This is a genomic window from Aeromonas sp. 603757 (assembly GCF_049171255.1).
GTDB lineage: Bacteria > Pseudomonadota > Gammaproteobacteria > Enterobacterales > Aeromonadaceae > Aeromonas > Aeromonas veronii_A.
This window is the reverse complement of sequence record NZ_JAAKOE010000020.1, coordinates 25,242-42,417: the sequence shown is the minus strand read 5'-3', so window position 1 is coordinate 42,417 and position 17,176 is coordinate 25,242. Positions and strand designations below refer to the sequence as shown.

The 17,176-nt window shown below is 61.2% G+C and carries 16 protein-coding genes; 9 read left to right on the top strand and 7 right to left on the bottom strand.

Annotated features, from left to right (window positions below; translation table 11 throughout):
* Positions 1-141: 141 nt before the first annotated feature.
* From G5332_RS17065 to G5332_RS17055, 3 genes are read right to left on the bottom strand one after another with little or no spacing between them, the layout of a single operon-like run.
* Positions 142-996 carry a 23S rRNA (adenine(2030)-N(6))-methyltransferase RlmJ gene (locus G5332_RS17065; protein ID WP_158110599.1) on the bottom strand — a complete coding sequence of 285 codons (855 nt, stop codon included), beginning with the start codon at positions 994-996 and terminating at the stop codon, positions 142-144.
* Complete coding sequence (locus G5332_RS17060) at positions 990-1,451, bottom strand: DUF2390 domain-containing protein (RefSeq protein ID WP_042052355.1); 462 nt, start codon at positions 1,449-1,451, stop codon at positions 990-992. The genes G5332_RS17065 and G5332_RS17060 overlap by 7 nt, the downstream gene beginning before the upstream one ends.
* The gene (locus G5332_RS17055; RefSeq protein WP_421311435.1) at positions 1,444-3,354 is read right to left on the bottom strand and encodes an ABC transporter ATP-binding protein; all 1,911 of its coding nucleotides are present in this window, start codon (positions 3,352-3,354) and stop codon (positions 1,444-1,446) included. Before G5332_RS17055 ends, G5332_RS17060 begins: the two co-directional genes overlap by 8 nt.
* A 154-nt stretch (positions 3,355-3,508) precedes the next feature.
* Between G5332_RS17055 and G5332_RS17050 the strand changes: the two genes are divergently transcribed.
* On the top strand, positions 3,509-3,922 hold the full coding sequence (locus G5332_RS17050; RefSeq protein WP_227341361.1) for a CBS domain-containing protein: 414 nt from the start codon (positions 3,509-3,511) through the stop codon (positions 3,920-3,922).
* A gap of 152 nt (positions 3,923-4,074) precedes the next feature.
* Here the strand turns inward: G5332_RS17050 and G5332_RS17045 are convergent, their stop codons facing one another.
* From G5332_RS17045 to G5332_RS17035, 3 genes are all read right to left on the bottom strand, one after another.
* Positions 4,075-5,736, bottom strand: a complete 1,662-nt coding sequence (locus G5332_RS17045) for a hypothetical protein (RefSeq protein ID WP_421249984.1) — start codon at positions 5,734-5,736, stop codon at positions 4,075-4,077.
* A gap of 125 nt (positions 5,737-5,861) precedes the next feature.
* Positions 5,862-6,329 carry a hypothetical protein gene (locus tag G5332_RS17040; RefSeq protein WP_421249983.1) on the bottom strand — a complete coding sequence of 156 codons (468 nt, stop codon included), beginning with the start codon at positions 6,327-6,329 and terminating at the stop codon, positions 5,862-5,864.
* A 54-nt stretch (positions 6,330-6,383) separates the two neighbouring features.
* Positions 6,384-7,760: a PLP-dependent aminotransferase family protein gene (locus G5332_RS17035; protein ID WP_421206958.1), complete on the bottom strand. Its 1,377-nt coding sequence runs from the start codon at positions 7,758-7,760 to the stop codon at positions 6,384-6,386.
* Between the two features lie 116 nt (positions 7,761-7,876).
* On the opposite strand from G5332_RS17035, the gene G5332_RS17030 reads away from it, so the two are divergent.
* The 8 genes from G5332_RS17030 (at position 7,877) to G5332_RS16995 (ending at position 16,009) form a co-directional block, all read left to right on the top strand.
* Entirely contained in the window at positions 7,877-8,473 is a 597-nt protein-coding gene (locus G5332_RS17030; RefSeq protein WP_421249982.1) for a LysE family translocator, read from the top strand.
* Positions 8,474-8,598: 125 nt separating this feature from the next.
* Entirely contained in the window at positions 8,599-9,189 is a 591-nt protein-coding gene (locus G5332_RS17025) for a LysE family translocator (protein WP_040068358.1), read from the top strand.
* 126 nt (positions 9,190-9,315) lie between these two features.
* The gene (locus tag G5332_RS17020; protein ID WP_139462093.1) at positions 9,316-10,014 is read left to right on the top strand and encodes an aspartate/glutamate racemase family protein; all 699 of its coding nucleotides are present in this window, start codon (positions 9,316-9,318) and stop codon (positions 10,012-10,014) included.
* A 130-nt stretch (positions 10,015-10,144) separates the two neighbouring features.
* Entirely contained in the window at positions 10,145-11,251 is a 1,107-nt protein-coding gene (locus G5332_RS17015) for a 1-acyl-sn-glycerol-3-phosphate acyltransferase (RefSeq protein WP_005362790.1), read from the top strand.
* Between the two features lie 314 nt (positions 11,252-11,565).
* Positions 11,566-12,036, top strand: a complete 471-nt coding sequence (locus G5332_RS17010) for a YhcH/YjgK/YiaL family protein (RefSeq protein ID WP_371178764.1) — start codon at positions 11,566-11,568, stop codon at positions 12,034-12,036.
* A gap of 274 nt (positions 12,037-12,310) precedes the next feature.
* On the top strand, positions 12,311-13,510 hold the full coding sequence (locus tag G5332_RS17005) for an acetate kinase (RefSeq protein WP_005354534.1): 1,200 nt from the start codon (positions 12,311-12,313) through the stop codon (positions 13,508-13,510).
* Between the two features lie 143 nt (positions 13,511-13,653).
* Positions 13,654-14,895, top strand: a complete 1,242-nt coding sequence (locus G5332_RS17000; protein WP_421311432.1) for a mechanosensitive ion channel family protein — start codon at positions 13,654-13,656, stop codon at positions 14,893-14,895.
* 187 nt (positions 14,896-15,082) lie between these two features.
* Positions 15,083-16,009 (top strand): L,D-transpeptidase family protein, encoded by a 927-nt coding sequence (locus tag G5332_RS16995; RefSeq protein WP_005354531.1) that lies wholly within the window; start codon positions 15,083-15,085, stop codon positions 16,007-16,009.
* A gap of 69 nt (positions 16,010-16,078) precedes the next feature.
* Here G5332_RS16995 and G5332_RS16990 read toward each other — a convergent pair whose 3' ends face one another.
* A complete protein-coding gene (locus G5332_RS16990; RefSeq protein ID WP_421249980.1) occupies positions 16,079-16,972 on the bottom strand; it encodes a VirK/YbjX family protein in 894 nt (297 codons plus the stop codon).
* Between the last annotated feature and the right edge of the window lie 204 nt (positions 16,973-17,176).

The window sequence follows — 17,176 nt, the reverse complement described above, 5'->3', positions numbered from 1 at the left end:
CGTGGCTAAAGCGGTAGCGGGTAAAAAAACAAGAAGCTCCTGAACGGGGCTTCTCTTTGCTGGCCATGCCGCCACTGTGGACGGCTTGGGTGAGCGACTTGCTGGCGCCTTGGCCGGGCGCCGGAGCGGGCTGGTGCAGGTTTACTCTTCGACCTTGTTCAGCCACTCGACCTTGTATTGGGCGCCGGCGCCCTGCGCCAGCTTGGCACACAGCGGTTTGAGGAAGGCTTCAATCTGCTCGTCCAGCATCCAGGGCGGGCTGATGATCAGCATGCCTGAGCCGTTCATGCCCCAATCCTTGGTCTGACCGGCCACTTCCAGCTCGGCCACCAGCACGTTGCCGAAGTTTTCGCGCTTGATGGCGCGCAGCATGTCGCGGGATTTGTCCGCCTCTTCCCCCAGAATGGGGTACCAGAGGGCGTAGATGCCGGTCGCCCAGCGTTTCTGCGCCTTTTTCAGGGTGTCGACCACGGCGAAGTAATCTTCTTTGAGCTCATAGGGCGGGTCGATCAGCACCAGCCCGCGGCGCGGGGTCGGCGGCAGCAGGGCGATCAGCCCCTCGAAGCCGTCGCGGTGGTGCACGGCCACGCGAGGGTCGTAACCCATATTGGCGCGCAGATCTTCGACCTCGTTGTTGTGCAGCTCCATCAGCGCCAGCTTGTCCTGCTCGCGGGTGAGGCGACGGGAGAGCTCCGGCGAGCCGGGGTAGTAGTGCAGCTCGCCATCGCTGTTCATCTCTTCGATGATGCCGAGATAGGGGGCCATGGCAGACCATTGGGCCCGCTCGTCCCACAGGCGGCCGATGCCATCGGCATACTCGGCCTTCTTCTGGGACCAGTCGCCGCGCAGGTCGTAGAGACCGCCACCGGCATGGGTGTCCAGCACGATGAAGGGTTTCTCCTTCTTCTTGAGGGACTCGATGATCAGGGCCTGAACGGCGTGTTTCAGCACGTCGGCATGGTTGCCGGCGTGAAAGGCGTGGCGATAGCTCAGCATATTAGATCTCTGAGGGGGCCCTGCTGGGCACCCAGTAACGATAGATAGTTCAACAAATTGCGGCTGTTGCCGCGAAACAGGGAGAGGCTGCGCAGGGTCTGCAACAGGACGCCCTGTTGCAGCCGCTCCAGCTCCAGTTCGTGGGCCAGCATCGACTGATACTGCTGCTCGTCGAGCCGCGCCTTGGCGCTTTGGCGCAGGGCGCGCCACGGGGTTAGCACCGCCTCGGTTTGCACCAGCGCTGGTTGCAGGTCGGTGAGATCGACCACGATGCCGAGTTGATCGAGCCGGTGCAGCAGCAGCGCCAGATTGACGTTGCCCCCCTGCTCCTGCACGGTGAGCCAATCCTGGCTGCGCTCACCATAGACCTTGCCGCTCCAGTGCCAGAAGCCGATCGGCGTCGGCAATTCGTGGACCGCGACCCGCTCGCTGGCCATCAGCTGTTCGTCACGCAAAGAAGGCTTGCTCCATGGTTTCCAGCTCTTCGGAGAGGCTCATCCACTCCAGCTCTACCTCTTCCAGCTGCTCCTTGAGGGGGCCCTGGGATTTGAGCAGCTCGGAGAGCTTGGTTTTAGCGCTCTCTTCGTAGATGGCGGGGTCGGCCAGTTGGCTCTCGATGTCGCCAAGCTTGCCTTGCAGTTTCTCCATGCTCGCTTCGAGCTTTTCCAGCTTCTGGCGCAGGGGACGGGTTTGCTGGCGGAACTCCGCCTCGCGCCGCTTCTGATCCTTGCGCGCCACTGCCGAGTTGGCAGAGACGGGGCCGTCGGCCGGTTTGGCGTTGGCCTCTTTCTCCTGCTCGCCGAGCCACTTGTGGTAGTCGTCCAGATCGCCGTCGAACGGCTCGACCCGGCCACCGTGCACCAGATAGAAGTCATCTGTGGTGGTACGCAGCAGGTGACGGTCGTGGGAGACCACTACCATGGCCCCTTCGAAGCCTTGCAGCGCCATGGTCAGGGCGTGGCGCATCTCCAGATCCAGGTGGTTGGTCGGTTCATCCAGCAGCAGGAGGTTCGGCTTTTGCCAGGTGATCAGCGCCAGCACCAGCCGCGCTTTTTCGCCACCGGAGAAGGGGGCCACCTTGTCGAGCGCCTTGTCACCGTGGAAGCCGAAGCTGCCCAGATAGTTGCGCAGCTCCTGCTCGGTCTTGTCCGGCGCGAGGCGGGCCAGATGATCGAGCGGGGAATCATCGAGACGCAGGGTCTCCAGCTGATGCTGGGCGAAGTAGCCGATGCTCACCCCGGCGCTCACTTCGAGCTTGCCGGAGAGCGGCGGGTTGGAGCCGGACAGCATCTTGATAAAGGTGGACTTGCCGGCGCCGTTGCGACCGAGCAAACCGATGCGCGAACCCGGTACCAGATTGAGTTTGATCTTCTCCAGGATCACCTTGTCACCGTAACCGGCAGAGAGGTTCTCCATGGCAATGAGCGGGGTCGGCAGGGCCGACGGCTCGCGAAACTCGAAGCTGAACTCGGAGTCGGCGTGGGCGGGCAGGATCTTCTCCATCCGCTCCATCGCTTTCAGGCGGCTCTGGGCCTGGCGGGCCTTGGAGGCCTTGTAGCGGAAGCGGTCCACATACGCCTGCATGTGGGACATCTCCCGCTGCTGCTTCTCGTACATCGACTGCTGCTGGGCCAGATGTTCGGCGCGCTGCAGTTCGAAGTCGGAGTAGCCGCCGGTGTATTCGTTGAGCTTGCCGTTCTCGATATGGATGATGCGGCTGATGACCGAATCGAGGAAATCGCGGTCGTGAGAGATGAGCACCAGCGTGCCCTGATAGCCCTTGAGCCACTTCTCCAGCCAGATGACGGCGTCGAGATCCAGGTGGTTGGTCGGTTCATCGAGCAGCAGCAGATCGGAGCGGCAGAGCAGCGCCTGAGCGAGGTTCAGACGCATGCGCCAGCCACCGGAGAAGCTGCGCACCGGGGAGCTCAACTGCTCATCGCTGAAACCGAGGCCGTGCAGCAGTTCGGCGGCGCGGGCGCGAATGCTGTAGGCGCCGATGGTGTCGAGTTTGCCGTGCAGCTCGGCCACCAGCAGCCCATTGTCATCCTGCTCGGCTTGCGCCAGCTGGGCTTCCAGCGAGCGGAACTCCTTGTCGCCGTCGATCACGTAGTCGAGGGCGGAGCAATCGAGCGCCGGAGTCTCCTGCGCCACGCCCGCAATCTGCCAGCCAGCGGGCAGGCTGAAGGTACCGCTGTCGATGGCCAGCTCGCCCCGTACCAGTGCAAAAAAGGTGGACTTGCCACAGCCGTTTTTGCCCACCAGACCCACTTTGTGGCCGGGGTGAATGGTGGCGGAGGCGTTGTCCAGCAGCTTGCGGCCGCCGCGGATCAGTTCGATTTGACTGGCAACTATCATGGGTGGGATCTGCTTGCTCAAAATGGAGGAGAAAAACTGGCGCGGATCTTACGTGAAATGACGCTGATTTGCACTGTAGCGAAGGGCTGGCCACTGGCTGGCGCTGCAAAAACATGCCATAACAGAGAAACCAGTTTGGTTACGGGAGGTTAGCATGCATATCAGGGATATTATGACGACCCGGGTCGCCACCGTTTCAATGGATGATCGACTCCGAGTCATCAGGGATATCTTCGAGCAGGCACACTTTCGCCATCTGCTGGTGCTGGAAGAGGAGGAGCTGGTGGGGGTCATCTCGGATCGGGATCTGTTCCGCGCCATCAGCCCCTATCTCGACTCCGAAGCCGAGATGAGCCGCGATACCGAAACCCTCAACAAGCGGGCCCACCAGATCATGAGTCGTCAGCTCGTCACCATCGCTCCCCATCTCACCGTGCGCGACGGCGTCAAGCTGATGCTGGAGAAGGGGGTCTCCTGCCTGCCGGTGCTGGAGAATGGCGCTCTGGTCGGCATCATCAGCTGGAAAGATTTTCTCAAGGCGGCGCTGGAGAGTGATGCGCTGGGCTGAGCCCGGGTACATAACAGTCATCTGTCACCGTAGCTGCTTGTGCCCGTCCTTGAGGGCCATAAGGGTACACGAAATGAATAGAGGGGAGCCAAGGCTCCCCTCTCTCTATGTGGTGGCTGGTGGCGCAGGTAAGTGCACCCCCTGCTGCTTCATCATGACTCCGGGGGCCCCTTGGCCAAGCTGGATGGGCCACTGCCGGAGAGGTGCGGCTGCAAGTGGGTGCGGATCTCCTGCAGAGTACGCTGGTACTGCTGGGCATGTTGATCCAGAAACGCAGGGCTGTGCTTGAGGCGCCGCTCCAGGGTATCGACCAGCAGCGCTACCTTAGGGGCAGCCATGCCCGTCGGCCAGCTGTGTTGCAGCAGTTCCAGCAATTGCCAGGCATCGCCGGGCAGGGCAGGGAACTCCTCCAGCAACTGCAAGCCGGCCTGCAGAGCCAGTTGATAATCACCTTTTTGTATCCCCTGATGGCGGGTCTGGCGCAAGCTGGTCAGGCGCTGCTCCCGCGTCATCAACCGTTGGCCCAGTTCCGTTAGCAGATGGTGAAACAGTTTACGGGTCAGTGGGTGGGGCGCGACACGGTCACGGTAGTGTGCCAGTTGGGCGAGATAACGCTGGGCATGATGGGGCAGGCCACAAAACTGACAGACGGCAAAGCCCAACAACAGGGTGAGATGGTTCTCGCTCGCCTGGTTGGGTTGATGGTGGGCGATCAGGATCAACGCCTCGTCGAAGCAGTAATCCAGTCCTTGCATCAGTGCTTGCAGCAGCTCGTACTCCTGGGGTGGCAGGTTCACTGTTCGCTGCAGGTGGGTCCACTCCTGTTTCAGGGAGCGGATCCGGTTGCTGGACGGTGCATGCCACAGTACCGCCAGCATGGCATTGATCATGAAGTGGTCGATGGCCAACCGGACGCGCAGCTCACTGAAATAGTGAAGATTCAGGGTGCTGGCTTGTTCCAGTACCTTCCTCTCGTCTTGCTGTAACAGTCCCAGAATCATGGCCAGCTGATGCCAGCGTGGTTGATGAGGGCGGACTTGCTGCAGCTGCACCATGGTCTCCCAGGCTGCCTGCCACTGATGTTGGTGCAGCTGGCTGGCGAGTTGCAGCTCCAGTCGGGTGGCGGTCGGCAATATGGCCTGATGACGCTGCAAGTCAGTTTCGGCACTCTGCAGTTTGCCCAATCCCAACATGGCGTAAAACAGTCCGACCCTTGGCCAGCTTGCCCGATACTCGTTGGCGCAGAGGGCATAATGCTGAGCGGCAGTGAGCTGTTCGCTGGATTGCAGCAGCAGGTAGCCCTTGAACCGATCCAGCCAGGGGGCAAGGGGGCGGTTGTCCCGTTGATAGAGCAGGTCTTCACAGAGTGCGGTCGCCAGTTTCCACTCCCGCAGCAGGGCCGGAGGGGCGAGGGTGTGGGTCATTTTGCTCAGTTGTGCCAACTGCTTGAGCACAGTCGTGAGCTCTCCTGCCATGAAGGGGAGTGGCAGATGGAGGGAGAAGTAGAGGTCCGAGGGGAGAAAATCCTGCTCGTTCTGGTCCGCATCCAGCAACAACAGGACGCAGGCGGGTTGCAGCAGGCCGAGGTAGTGTGCCTCATGCAGCAGGCGGGCGCCGTCATGGCCCAGTTTTCTATTTTGCTGGCAGACAATGGCATCGAATGGCTGTTGTTGCAGCAGGGTGAGCAGACCGCTGCGTTCCTGACCCGGATGGCTGTGGTGGTGGATCCGTTCAGCAGGAATACCCTGTTCGGTCAGTTCTCTGGTGATGGCGCTACGGAGCAGGGGATCCTCTTCGAGCAGCAGTATCGTCATGCACGCGTCCTTTCAATACTCCACGAGTAGATCAGAGTAGACCCAAGAGGAACATAGCGACAACTCTGCGGAGGGAGGAAAAGTGACAGTAGTCAGCGCGGGAAGGGAGAGGGCACTATAGGTGGTTACCGGGAGCCATGTACCCCGGTGAGAAAGACACACTCTGTTTGACGGATCAGGTGTGAACCACTCCCTAGTTTCCCTTGCCAGCTGACTTCGAGCTTGCCGAGGCGGCCCAGATGGCGCAGCTCGAACTCGTAGCGCTGGCAGAGGTTGTCCTGGGGTAGGCTCGCCATCCCCGCTGGCAGTCGGTATTGATAGCGCAGGATTGGCCCATCCTCCAGCTTGCTGGTCATCGGTACCAGCCCCTCTGGTGTGGGCTGCGGCGCCCCGAGCGCACGGCGCAAACTGAGCGGCGCATCGATCGCCTTTTGATAGTGCAGGCCGTTCATCGCCGCCAGCTCCTCTTCCAGTCGTTGCAACTCCCCTTCCAGTCCATTGAGCGCGGCCCCCAGCTGTTGGTGGGTCGTTGACGAGGCGCAGCCACCCAACAACAGGGTGGCAAGCAGTAGGGCGGCTCTGATGGGGGGCACGGCATCTCCTTGGCAATGACGATGAAGCGTGAAGGTCAGGTCGGCTGGCCCTGACTATAGCAGGGGATTGCTCGGGGGCGTCCCCTGCAGCAGTTGCGCCAGACGGGCCAGCCCTTCGCCGACTCGGGCGTCGGTGGCGGGTTGGCTCAGGCTCAGGCGCACCCCTTGCGGAGCGGCAAACTGACCGGCAGCGAAGTGTTCCCCGCTCGCCACGCCAACGTCAAGGGCGTCGGCGGCGGCAGCAAACTGCTGGCTGCGCCAAGGCTCAGGCAGCGGTAGCCAGGCGTGCATGCTGCCAGGCTGCCAGCGGGCGGCAGGCAGCAGGTGGCGCAGCAGTTCGCCACGGCGTTTGAGGATCTCCCGCTGCTGCTCGACCAGCGGCATGATCTGGCGCTGACTGACCATTTTGCAGGCGAGCTCGATCAGCAGCGGGCTCACCATCCAGCTCGACAGCCGCATGGTCTGGGCGAAGGCGCTGCGCAGGGCAGGGGGCGTCAGCACGAAGCCCACCCGCAGGCCGCCGCAGGCGATCTTGGCCAGACTGCCCAGATAGATGACCCGCTCCGGCGCCAGATTGACCAGAGGGATCACAGGTTGCTGGGGCAGCAGGCCGTTGACGTCATCCTCGATGATCAGCAGATCGTGGCGACGGGCGATGGTGACGATGGCCTCCCGCCGCGCCAGACTCATGATGGCGGTGGTGGGGTTTTGCAGGGTTGGGGTGAGGTAGAGCAGCTTGGCCCGGCGGGTGCGGCAGGCGGCGTCCAGCGCCTCGGGCAGCAGCCCCTCCTCGTCCATCGCCAGTCCCACCACCTGATTCTTCAGCTGGCGGGCATTGCCCAGCATACCGGGGTAGCTCAGCCCCTCGCACAGGATGGTCTCCCCCACGCAGCCGGTCGCCAGCAGCGCCAGCATGATGCCGTGCTGGGCGCCGTGGCTGAACAGCAGGCGATCCTCACTACAGGCCACCCCTTGCTCCGCCAGCCAGTTGACGAACTGCTGGCGCTGATCCGGTCGTCCCGCCTCCTTGTCGTAGCCGAGCAGGGCGTTGAGATCCCCGTCCGCCACTTCCCCCAGCATGGGGCGAATGATGGCCGCCCGATCCAGCTGCACCGGCAGGTTCTGCCACAGCTCGATGCGGTGCCCCTCCTCCTGACGGATCACCCACTCATTGGCGGGATCCGTGTTCGCTCCCTTGACCCAGGTGCCGTGGCCCACCCGGGCGGCCAGCAGGCCGCGCCGCTCCGCCTCGCTGTAGGCGCGGGTGACGGTGCCGACGGTGACACCCAGACGATCCGCCAGGGATCTGTGGGTAGGCAATCGGGTCTGCGGTGGCAGCTCGCCATTCGCGATCCCCTGTTCGATTGCTTTGACCAGCTTGAGGTAGAGGGGGCCATCGAAGGCCGCAAGGTCGGGCGTCCAGATTGTCATGGTGACAATAAATCCATTGATCCAAATTTGTTGTCAATATAGCGTGAATTTCAGCCTGATAACAATCAAATAGCTTGCATTGTATCGATACAACTCAGCGAGTAAGGAGTCACAATATGACGATGGAGTGGTATGTTACCCTGTTCAGTTTTGCCGTACTCACCTGCGGTACGCCGGGGCCCAACAACCTGATGCTGACGGCTTCCGGCGCCAACTTCGGGGTGCGTCGCACTCTGCCACATCTGCTCGGGGTGGGGCTGGGGCAGCCGGTGTTGCAACTGGTGCTGGCGCTGGGGCTTTATCCGCTGTTCGAGCGCTGGCCCCTGCTACGGCTCGGTTTGCAGATCTTCGGCAGCCTCTATCTGCTGTGGTTGGCGTGGCGTATCGCGGTGGCCGGGGCGCCGGGGGATCCGGCCCGGAGGGCCCGTCCGTTGACCATGCTGGAGGGGCTGGGCTTTCAGTTCCTCAATCCCAAGGCGTGGATGATGGGGATCTCCGCCATCAGTCTGTTCAGCCTGCCCGGCGCCAGTTACTGGTCGAGTCAGCTGGCGGTGATGGTCATGTTTGCGCTGGTGGCCCTGCCGGTCTGCTTTGTCTGGGTACTGTTCGGCCATCAGCTGAGCAACTGGATCAGCTCGGATCGGGGCTGGCGGCGACTCAACGGTTCTCTCGGCCTGCTGACGGCACTCTGTGTGGTGATGCTCTGGTATTGAGCCGTGTTGCGCTGGAGGGGGAGGTGGCCGAGAAAGAGGCATTTCTGACTTGTCGCCACGGGGTTGGCTCTGCATATTAGAAGGCTTTCCCCATAACGGGGGCGTTGAATCGACAAGAGGTTGAGATGGATCTGAACTGGTTACTGCCCCTGGCGGGGTTTGCCCTGGTTACCTGCGGCACGCCGGGGCCAAATAACATGTTGCTCACCAGCGCCGGGGCGGCGCAGGGGTTTCGCCGCACGATTCCCCTGCTGGTGGGGGTGGTGGGGGGGATCAATCTGATGATCCTCGCTACCGCGCTGGGGCTTGGCGTGGTGTTCGAGAAGGTGCCGCTGCTGCACGATGGCCTCAAGATTATCGGCTCGGCGTATCTGCTCTGGCTGGCGTGGAAGGTGGCGACCGCCAGCGGCCCGGCCGAGGGCAACCGGCCGCTCATTCCCGCCCATCAGGGGGCCATGCTGCAACTGCTCAACCCCAAGGCATGGATGATGGCGCTCTCCGCCATCAGCGGTTTCACTCTGGCGGGGGAGGCTTACTGGCCCTCCGCGCTCTGGGTGTTGGTGATCTTCTTTATTACCGGCCTTTACACCGGGGCGTTCTGGGTGTTGTTTGGTGCCCAGGTGCGGCAAATCATTCGCACAGCCCGGGGCTGGCGGCGTTTCAACCTCGGCATGGGGCTGGCGACGGCCGCCTGTGTCGGGATGATCTGGATTTAGCCCGGGGTTGACCAGGGCCTTTACCGGCTGTCTTGTTGGCCCTGCGGGGCCTTTTTTATCTCGATCCCGTGACCTTGCCTGCAAGGTGGCGTGGTTCTGCCCTCCCTTGGGATGAAAGGAGTTCCTATGAAATGTATCGGTCTGCTGGGTGGCATGAGCTGGGAGTCCACCGTCAGTTACTATCAGGCGCTCAACCGCGGGGTGCGGGCACAGCTCGGCGGTTTGCACTCGGCGCGGGTGCTGCTCAACAGCGTCGATTTTGCCGGTATCGAGCGGTTGCAGCATGCCGGTGACTGGCCCGCTACCGCCCGTTTGCTGGCGGCGGAGGCGCGCAAGTTGCAAGATGGCGGCGCCGATTTCTTGCTGATCGGCACCAACACCATGCACAAGGTGGCGCCCGAGATTGAGGCAGCCATCGATATCCCGCTGCTCCATATCGCCGATGCTACCGCGGCCAAATTGCAGGCGGACGGGATAACCCGGGTCGGCCTGCTCGGCACTCGCTTCACCATGGAGCAGGATTTTTACAAAGGGCGCTTGCAGGATCGCTTCGGGTTGGCGGTGCTGGTGCCTGCCGAAGCTGAGCGGGAGCGGGTACACAGGATCATCTATGACGAGCTCTGTCTGGGGGAGATCCGTGAATCGTCGCGGGCCGAGTATCTGGCCATTATCGAGGGGCTGGCGGCTGCGGGTGCCGAGGCGGTGATCCTTGGCTGCACCGAGATTGCCCTGCTGGTGGGGGATGCCCGGGCGGCGGTGCCGCTCTACGACACCACCGCCATCCATGCCGAGGCGGCGGTCGCGCTGGCACTGGCATCCGATTAATAAACTGGTCAGATCTCACTATTCATGCTTGTCTCATACCCCTTGCCATAAAAGCGTGTAAAATTGCGCCCTGAATTTTCCCCGGCCAACGCGGGTTGGCTGCGGTTTCCTAGCATGCAAGGCTGACATTGTGACTGAAGTAGATAGATTCGCGGATATTCGCCCCTACCGCGATGAAGAAGTGCCGGCAGCCATCGAACGGCTGATCCAGGATGATGAATTTATCGGCGCCATCGCCAAGTATCGTTTCGGTTCCCTGATGAGCTGGCTGGGTTGGGCCATCCGCCCGATGATCCGCCTGTTCCTGCGCCGCAAATGGTCAAAAGTGACCACTGTGCATCAGGTCCAGATGGGGGTCACCCGGTACATGTCCCGCATGATCGCCACCTCTACCAAGGGGGTGACCTTCTCCGGGATAGAGCATCTGAAGAAAGAGCAGGGCTATCTGTTTGTCTCCAACCACAGAGACATCGCCATGGATCCGGCCTTCGTCAACTGGGGGCTGCACACCCACGGTTTCGATACCGTGCGCATTGCCATCGGTGACAACCTGCTGCGCAAACCCTGCGCCACCGAGCTGATGAAGCTCAACAAGAGCTTTATCGTCAAACGCTCCGCCAAGGGGCCGCGGGAGATGATGAAGGCGCTCGGCGAGCTGTCTGCCTATATCGGCAATTCGGTTCACGAAGGTCACTCCATCTGGATTGCCCAGAAGGAAGGGCGCGCCAAGAATGGCGATGACAAGACAGATCCCGCCATCCTCAAGATGTTCTACGTCGACGGCAAGAAGCAGAAGATCGACTTCGTCGACTACATGCGCAGCCTCAATATCGTGCCGGTCAGCATCAGCTACGAGCTGGACCCGACCGACAAGGCGAAGGCGCGCGAGCTCTACGAGAAGTCGGTCAACGGCAGCTATGAGAAGGGCGAGTTCGAGGATATCGAGAGTATCGTCGCCGGTATCGTCGGCATGAAGGGGCGGGTACACGTCTCCTTCGGCGCCCCCATTACCGAGGGCTTCAGCGATCCGGACGAACTGGCCGCGCTGATCGACAAGGCGATCTGGAGCAGTTACCACCTCTTCCCCAGCAACTATCTGGCGGCCGATGTCTCCGGCAAGGCCAACACCATCGAGCAGGCGGCCTTCCTGACCCGTCAGTCAGAGGTGCCGGAAGAGCACAAGGCGATCTGGCGTGCCATGTACGCCAAACCGGTGGAAAACGCCAAAAAGGCTTGAATGAAACCGGTTGTTAAACGGTTTTGCGAAAAAAACGGGCGCTGATGCGCCCGTTTTTGCGTCTGGTCAAAGTCGAGGGGGAAAGGGTGGTGAATAATATGGTTTCAGCTGGTACGATCACTATGAAAATGGGATTATGTCTCTTGGCAAGGTGCTGACGAGTGTGTAACAGTGCCCATATAGCTGAACATGAGCAAAAGCTCTAAACCGGTTTGCACGGATTGCAGACGGCATTATTGAAGGACCTGTCACAGGTCCTTTTTCATTGGCTGGCAAAGATGCCGCCCAGATATACCTAACAGGAAACAGACGCCATGATCACCGGTAGCCTGAACACCCTGCAGCGGACGCCGCTGCCCGCCCCGCTGGCCCGTATCATGGCCGAGGTGGTGAAGAGCGTGGCGCACTGGGGTGACGCTCCGCTCGGCAAGACCGAGATCGATGGTCTCAACCTGTTCTGTCTGGTGAGCGAGGATTTGACCGAGCCAGCCGCGGATCGCCGTGGCGAATTCCATCAGCAGTATCTCGATATCCAGTTGCTGCTGCGCGGTGAAGAGTGGATAGGTGTGGGCCCCCACGACTACGTGAGCGACGGCGCCGACCATCCCCATCCCGACCTCTGGTTTGTCGATGACGAGCAGACCACTTATCTGGCGCTGCAACCGGGCGATTTCGCCATCTTCTGGCCGGGCGAGCTGCACCGCCCGCTCTGTACCTTCAATCAGCCCGCCAGGGTGAAGAAGCTGGTGGTCAAGGTACACAAGGATCTGCTGGCTATCGCCTGAGCATTCCCATTGAGGTGAGCCCTGCGCAGCTGATGCGTTGAGACTCGCAAGCATTGAAACCAGTGATACGCACCACAAGTTGCGATCACTCTTTCAAGAGCAAGAATTGAAACCAGTGATACGCACCACAGGTTGCGATGACTCTTTCAAGAGCAAGAATTGAAAAATTGGACGCACCCTCCTGCGACCATAAGCCCCCGGCAGGGGAATCCCATCCTCTTTTGGATGACACGACACTGTCGGCATAAAGCCGAAGCACAGGAAGATGTAGAAAATGAGCAAGTTGGTATTGATCCTTAACTGCGGTAGCTCTTCCCTGAAATTTGCCGTAATGGACGCCGAAACAGGTGAGGACATGCTGTCCGGCCTGGCCGAATGCTTCAATCTGGATGATGCACGTATCAAATGGAAACTCCACGGGGTCAAGGGCGAAGCCATGCTGGGAGCGGGTGCCGCTCACCAGGAGGCCCTCGACCATATCGTGGGTCACATCCTGCCGCAGGATCCGACTCTTGCCGAGCAACTGGTGGCCATCGGTCACCGAATCGTACACGGTGGCGAGCAGTTCTCCCGCTCCGTGCGCATTGATGACGGCGTGATTGCCGGTATCGAAGCCGCCATTCCGTTCGCCCCGCTGCACAACCCGGCGCACCTCATCGGTATTCGCGCCGCGCTGAAAGTGTTCCCGCAGCTGTCCGAGAAGAACGTGGCCGTCTTCGACACCGCCTTCCACCAGACCCTGCCGCAAGAGGCCTACCTCTATGCGCTGCCGCACAAGCTCTACCGTGAACACGGCATCCGTCGTTACGGTGCTCACGGTACTTCTCACCGCTACATCGCGGAAGAAGCCGCGAAAGAGCTGGGCAAGCCGTTGAATGAACTGAACATCATCAACTGCCACCTGGGTAACGGTGCCTCTGTCTGCGCCATCAAGAACGGCGAATCCGTTGACACCTCCATGGGTCTGACTCCGCTGGAAGGTCTGGCGATGGGTACCCGCTCCGGTGATATCGATCCGGCCGTAGTCTTCTTCATGCACGACCAGCTCGGATACAGCGTGGAGCAGATCAACCACACCCTGACCCGTGAGTCCGGTCTGCTGGGGATGACAGAAGCGAGCAGCGACTGCCGCTACGTCACCACCAACTACGCCACCGACGCCGGTGCCAAGCGCGCGCTGGATGTCTTCACCTACCGTGTGGCCAAGTATGTCGGCGCCTATGCCGCTGCGATGGACGGTCGTCTGGACGCCGTGGTCTTTACCGGCGGTATCGGTGAGAACGCCGCCATGGTGCGCGAGATGGTGCTGAACCGTCTGGCCCTGTTCGGCTTCAAGGTGGACAAAGAGGCCAACAACGCTGCCGTACTGGGTGGCGAAGGTCGCATCACCACCGCCGACAGCCGTTGCGCCATGGTGATCCCGACCAACGAAGAGCTGGTCATCGCCCGCGATGCCCTGAGCCTGGTCTGCTAAGTCAGCCTCGCTTTGAAACAACGCCCGGCCTGTGCCGGGCGTTGTCATTTCTGGCGTTCACCGATTTGACATGGGGGAGGGGAGCGGTACCCTGACCACCACTGTTTTTGCAGCCAGCGGGCTGCCCGGTTCGGGAGAGAGCAATGAAAGAGGCGTTTTTTAACTGGTTGTCGGGCCTTGGGGTGGAAGTGACCAGCATGATGGCGCTGGTGATCGCGCTGGGCTTTATCGTCATCACCTCGTTGCTGCTGCACATGGCGCTGCACCGGGTGCTGCTGGTCCGGCTGGTGGGGATCCTCGGCAAGGCCAAGCAGGTGTGGCTGCCGCCCCAGCTGCAACAGCGCCTCTTCAACCGGCTCGCCTTCGTGCTGCAGGGCGCCGTGCTGCTCGGTCAGGCGGAGATCTGGCTGCCCCGTCAATCGGACAGCCTCAAGCTTATCGAGATGGTGGCCCAGCTCTGGATCTTGCTGTTCCTGCTGCTGGCCTTCTTCGCCCTGCTCGACTGCCTGTTGTCGGTGAGCCGTTACACCCGCCTTGGTCGGGATTTGCCCCTGCGCGGCATCTTCCAGGGGGCCAAGCTGGTAGGCAGCATTCTGGTGGGCATCCTGATGATCGCCCTGCTGCTCGGCAAGTCGCCGCTGTTCCTGTTCAGTGGTCTGGGTGCCATGACCGCAGTGCTGATGCTGGTGTTCAAGGACCCCATCCTCGGGCTGGTGGCGGGGATCCAGCTCTCCGCCAACCGGATGCTGAGTGTCGGTGACTGGCTGCAGATGGACAAGTACGGCGCCGATGGCGAGGTGACCGACATCGGGCTTACCACGGTCAAGGTGTCGAACTGGGACAAGACCATCACCACCATTCCCACCTATGCCCTGATCTCCGACTCTTTCAAGAACTGGCAGGGGATGACCGAGTCGGGGGGGCGCCGCATCAAGCGCAGCGTCAATATCGACATGACCAGCGTGCGCTTTCTGACGGCCGAGGAGCAGTTGCTGCTCAAGCAGGCGCAACTGTTGGCACCCTATCTGAGCCGCAAGGAGCAGGAGCTGAGCGCTTACAACCAGCAGCTGAGCGATGCCCTGAGCTGCCCCATCAATGGTCGTCACCTCACTAACCTCGGCACTCTGCGCGCCTATCTGGATGCCTACCTGCGCGCCCACCCCGGCATTCGCAAGGATATGACCCTGATGGTGCGCCAGCTGGCACCGACGTCAGACGGTCTGCCGCTGGAAATTTACTGCTTTACCGCGACTACCGCATGGGCTGATTACGAAGGGATTCAGGCCGATATTTTCGACCATATCTTCGCCATCATTGAGCAATTTCATCTGCGGTTGCACCAATCTCCCACAGGTTACGACATGCGAGCCTGGCAACGGGGATAAACAGGGAAATGGGGCGGGTCGAGGACGCGGAAAAAACCGCATATTAATCATCGACCCGTCGCCACTTGTCAGTTGAAATTTGCCGTACAGAGGAGAAAAATGGCAGCCTTCTCTTCGCGTCCCTGATCCCCTCTTGATCAGCTGCCAGCCCAGAGACGTCACTTCAAGTCATCATCATGGGAAAGTTATGAAGCTCCTTCGCAATAGTGTGGCAACACTCTGCTACAGCCTGCTGCTGACCGCTGCGCCGGTTTTCGCTGTTGAATATGCTCTGCCTGCGGCCAACAGCCGTCTGGTAGGGGAAAATCTGGAATATGTGGTTCCGGCCGAAGAGAACGGCCAGCCGCTGGAGGCCATTGCGGCCAAATTCCAGCTGGGGCTCACCAACATGACCGAAGCCAACCCCGATGCGGATCCCCTGCTGGTACAGACCGGCGAGAAGCTGGTGATCCCCCAGCAACTGATCCTGCCGGATGCACCCCGTGAAGGGATCGTGCTGAACGTGGCCGAGATGCGCCTCTACTACTACCCCAAGGGTAAAAAAGTGGTGGAAGTGCTGCCCATCGGCATCGGCCAGCTCGGCACCGACACCCCGGAAAACTGGGTGACCAGCGTGCAGCGCAAGAAAGCGGGCCCGACCTGGACCCCGACCGCCAAGATGCATGCCGAATACGCCGCCCGTGGCGAGAGCCTGCCTGCGGTCTGGCCGGCCGGCCCGGACAACCCCATGGGTCTGTTTGCCCTCTACATCGGCAAGATGTACGCCATCCACGGTACTAACGCCAACTTCGGCATCGGCCTGCGGGTGAGCCACGGTTGCGTGCGTCTGCGCAACGATGACATCGCCTATCTGTTCAAGCAGGTACCGGTCGGTACTCGCGTCCAGTTCGTCAACCAGCCGATCAAGGCCTCTCTCGAGCCCAACGGTGTCCGCTATCTGGAAGTGCATCAGCCGCTGTCACGCAGCGAAGAGGAGTTCAACTCCAAGCTGCCGGCACCGCTGCCGATGACTCCGGCGGTGACCCGCTTCATTGCCCACGCCGACAGCGACTCCCAACTGGTGAAGCAGGCGCTGGAGCAGCGCAACGGCATGCCGATGGCGATCAACCGCTAACGGCAAATCCCCGTCACGACAAAGGGCGAACAGCATGCTGTTCGCCCTTTTTGTTTCTGCTAGGTTGACTCAGCTTCGCAGCAGATTTGTCTGCAGCTCGCTGCCGAGCTGATCGAGCAGCTGATAACGCGCCTTGTAGCTGGCCCGCTTGCGGGAGGGGATCTCCTCCAGCGTCTTGCGGGGCACCTCCAGCGGCAGGCTCATCCAGAGTTCATCCTGCACGCAGCCCTGATGCTCCTGCCACAAACCGTCGAGATCGAACTTGACCCGATCGGCAGTGCGCTTACTGCTCTGATAGACGTGGCTTTGGGTGCGGATCCCGAGCAGGCTCTTGCACACCAACCCCCGGGCCAGCTCGGCGGCCATATAGACCAGCAGGGACATGGGGCGCAGCCCGCCGCACGCCTTGGTGACCAGCTTGATCTCCTCGCTCTGCCCCTTGCCGCCCTGCAGCGAGCAGATCTCGAGGGTCGGGTTCGGCGCGGGGCGTAGATTGAGGGCCATGTAATAGAGGGCCGCGTCACCCAGCTTGAGGGTCAGGCTCATCTCTCCCTCTTTGCCCATGTGGGTTTGGTAATCCAGTTGCAGGGTGAGGGGGGTCGTCAGCTTGTCGCTCTGCCACTGGGCCAGCAGCAGGCCGCGCCCGCTGTAGATCGCCAGTTGTTGCGCCTTGGGCAGCTGACGTGCCAGCTGCTGGTAGTGGCCGCTGATAAGCCCGGCTCGCAGGCGCTTGCTGAGCCCCTTGTGGCGATAGGGGTGGATCGGCTTTTCCAGAATATCGGGGAAGCGGCTGATCGCCTGCGCCAGCAGCGGTTGCTCCTGCTGCTGGCGATAGAGGGCGCGGGCGCCGGGATTGAGCCAGAGACGCCCCACATACTTGGCCCGTCGGATGAGATGACCCGACTCCTCCACCGGGTGAAGGCGGCGGGCGAGGGTTCGCAGGTGTGACAGATGAGATGACATGGTGCCGACCTCTGACTGGTGTGATGAGACAGGGCGGGGAGTGTAGGAGCGGGGCGCTGGCTTGTAAAAAAATGGATAGTAACAAAATGTGAAAACATAACGCTCAGTAGCGGCTGGCGCAGCGAGATGACCGTCACGGCCATGGCAGGAAATCTGGCTCCATCCTCTTGATGCGGCAGATGATTTGATGCGCAAAGGTTTTTA

Coding starts and splice junctions, on each gene's coding strand:
- G5332_RS17005 (WP_005354534.1), top strand. CDS start 12,311: ATGAGCAAGTTGGTATTGATCCTTAACTGCGGTAGCTCTTCCCTGAAA.
- G5332_RS17065 (WP_158110599.1), bottom strand. CDS start 996: ATGCTGAGCTATCGCCACGCCTTTCACGCCGGCAACCATGCCGACGTG.
- G5332_RS17045 (WP_421249984.1), bottom strand. CDS start 5,736: ATGACGATACTGCTGCTCGAAGAGGATCCCCTGCTCCGTAGCGCCATC.
- G5332_RS16995 (WP_005354531.1), top strand. CDS start 15,083: ATGAAGCTCCTTCGCAATAGTGTGGCAACACTCTGCTACAGCCTGCTG.
- G5332_RS17035 (WP_421206958.1), bottom strand. CDS start 7,760: ATGACAATCTGGACGCCCGACCTTGCGGCCTTCGATGGCCCCCTCTAC.
- G5332_RS17010 (WP_371178764.1), top strand. CDS start 11,566: ATGATCACCGGTAGCCTGAACACCCTGCAGCGGACGCCGCTGCCCGCC.
- G5332_RS17050 (WP_227341361.1), top strand. CDS start 3,509: ATGCATATCAGGGATATTATGACGACCCGGGTCGCCACCGTTTCAATG.
- G5332_RS17030 (WP_421249982.1), top strand. CDS start 7,877: ATGACGATGGAGTGGTATGTTACCCTGTTCAGTTTTGCCGTACTCACC.
- G5332_RS17020 (WP_139462093.1), top strand. CDS start 9,316: ATGAAATGTATCGGTCTGCTGGGTGGCATGAGCTGGGAGTCCACCGTC.
- G5332_RS16990 (WP_421249980.1), bottom strand. CDS start 16,972: ATGTCATCTCATCTGTCACACCTGCGAACCCTCGCCCGCCGCCTTCAC.
- G5332_RS17055 (WP_421311435.1), bottom strand. CDS start 3,354: ATGATAGTTGCCAGTCAAATCGAACTGATCCGCGGCGGCCGCAAGCTG.
- G5332_RS17025 (WP_040068358.1), top strand. CDS start 8,599: ATGGATCTGAACTGGTTACTGCCCCTGGCGGGGTTTGCCCTGGTTACC.
- G5332_RS17000 (WP_421311432.1), top strand. CDS start 13,654: ATGAAAGAGGCGTTTTTTAACTGGTTGTCGGGCCTTGGGGTGGAAGTG.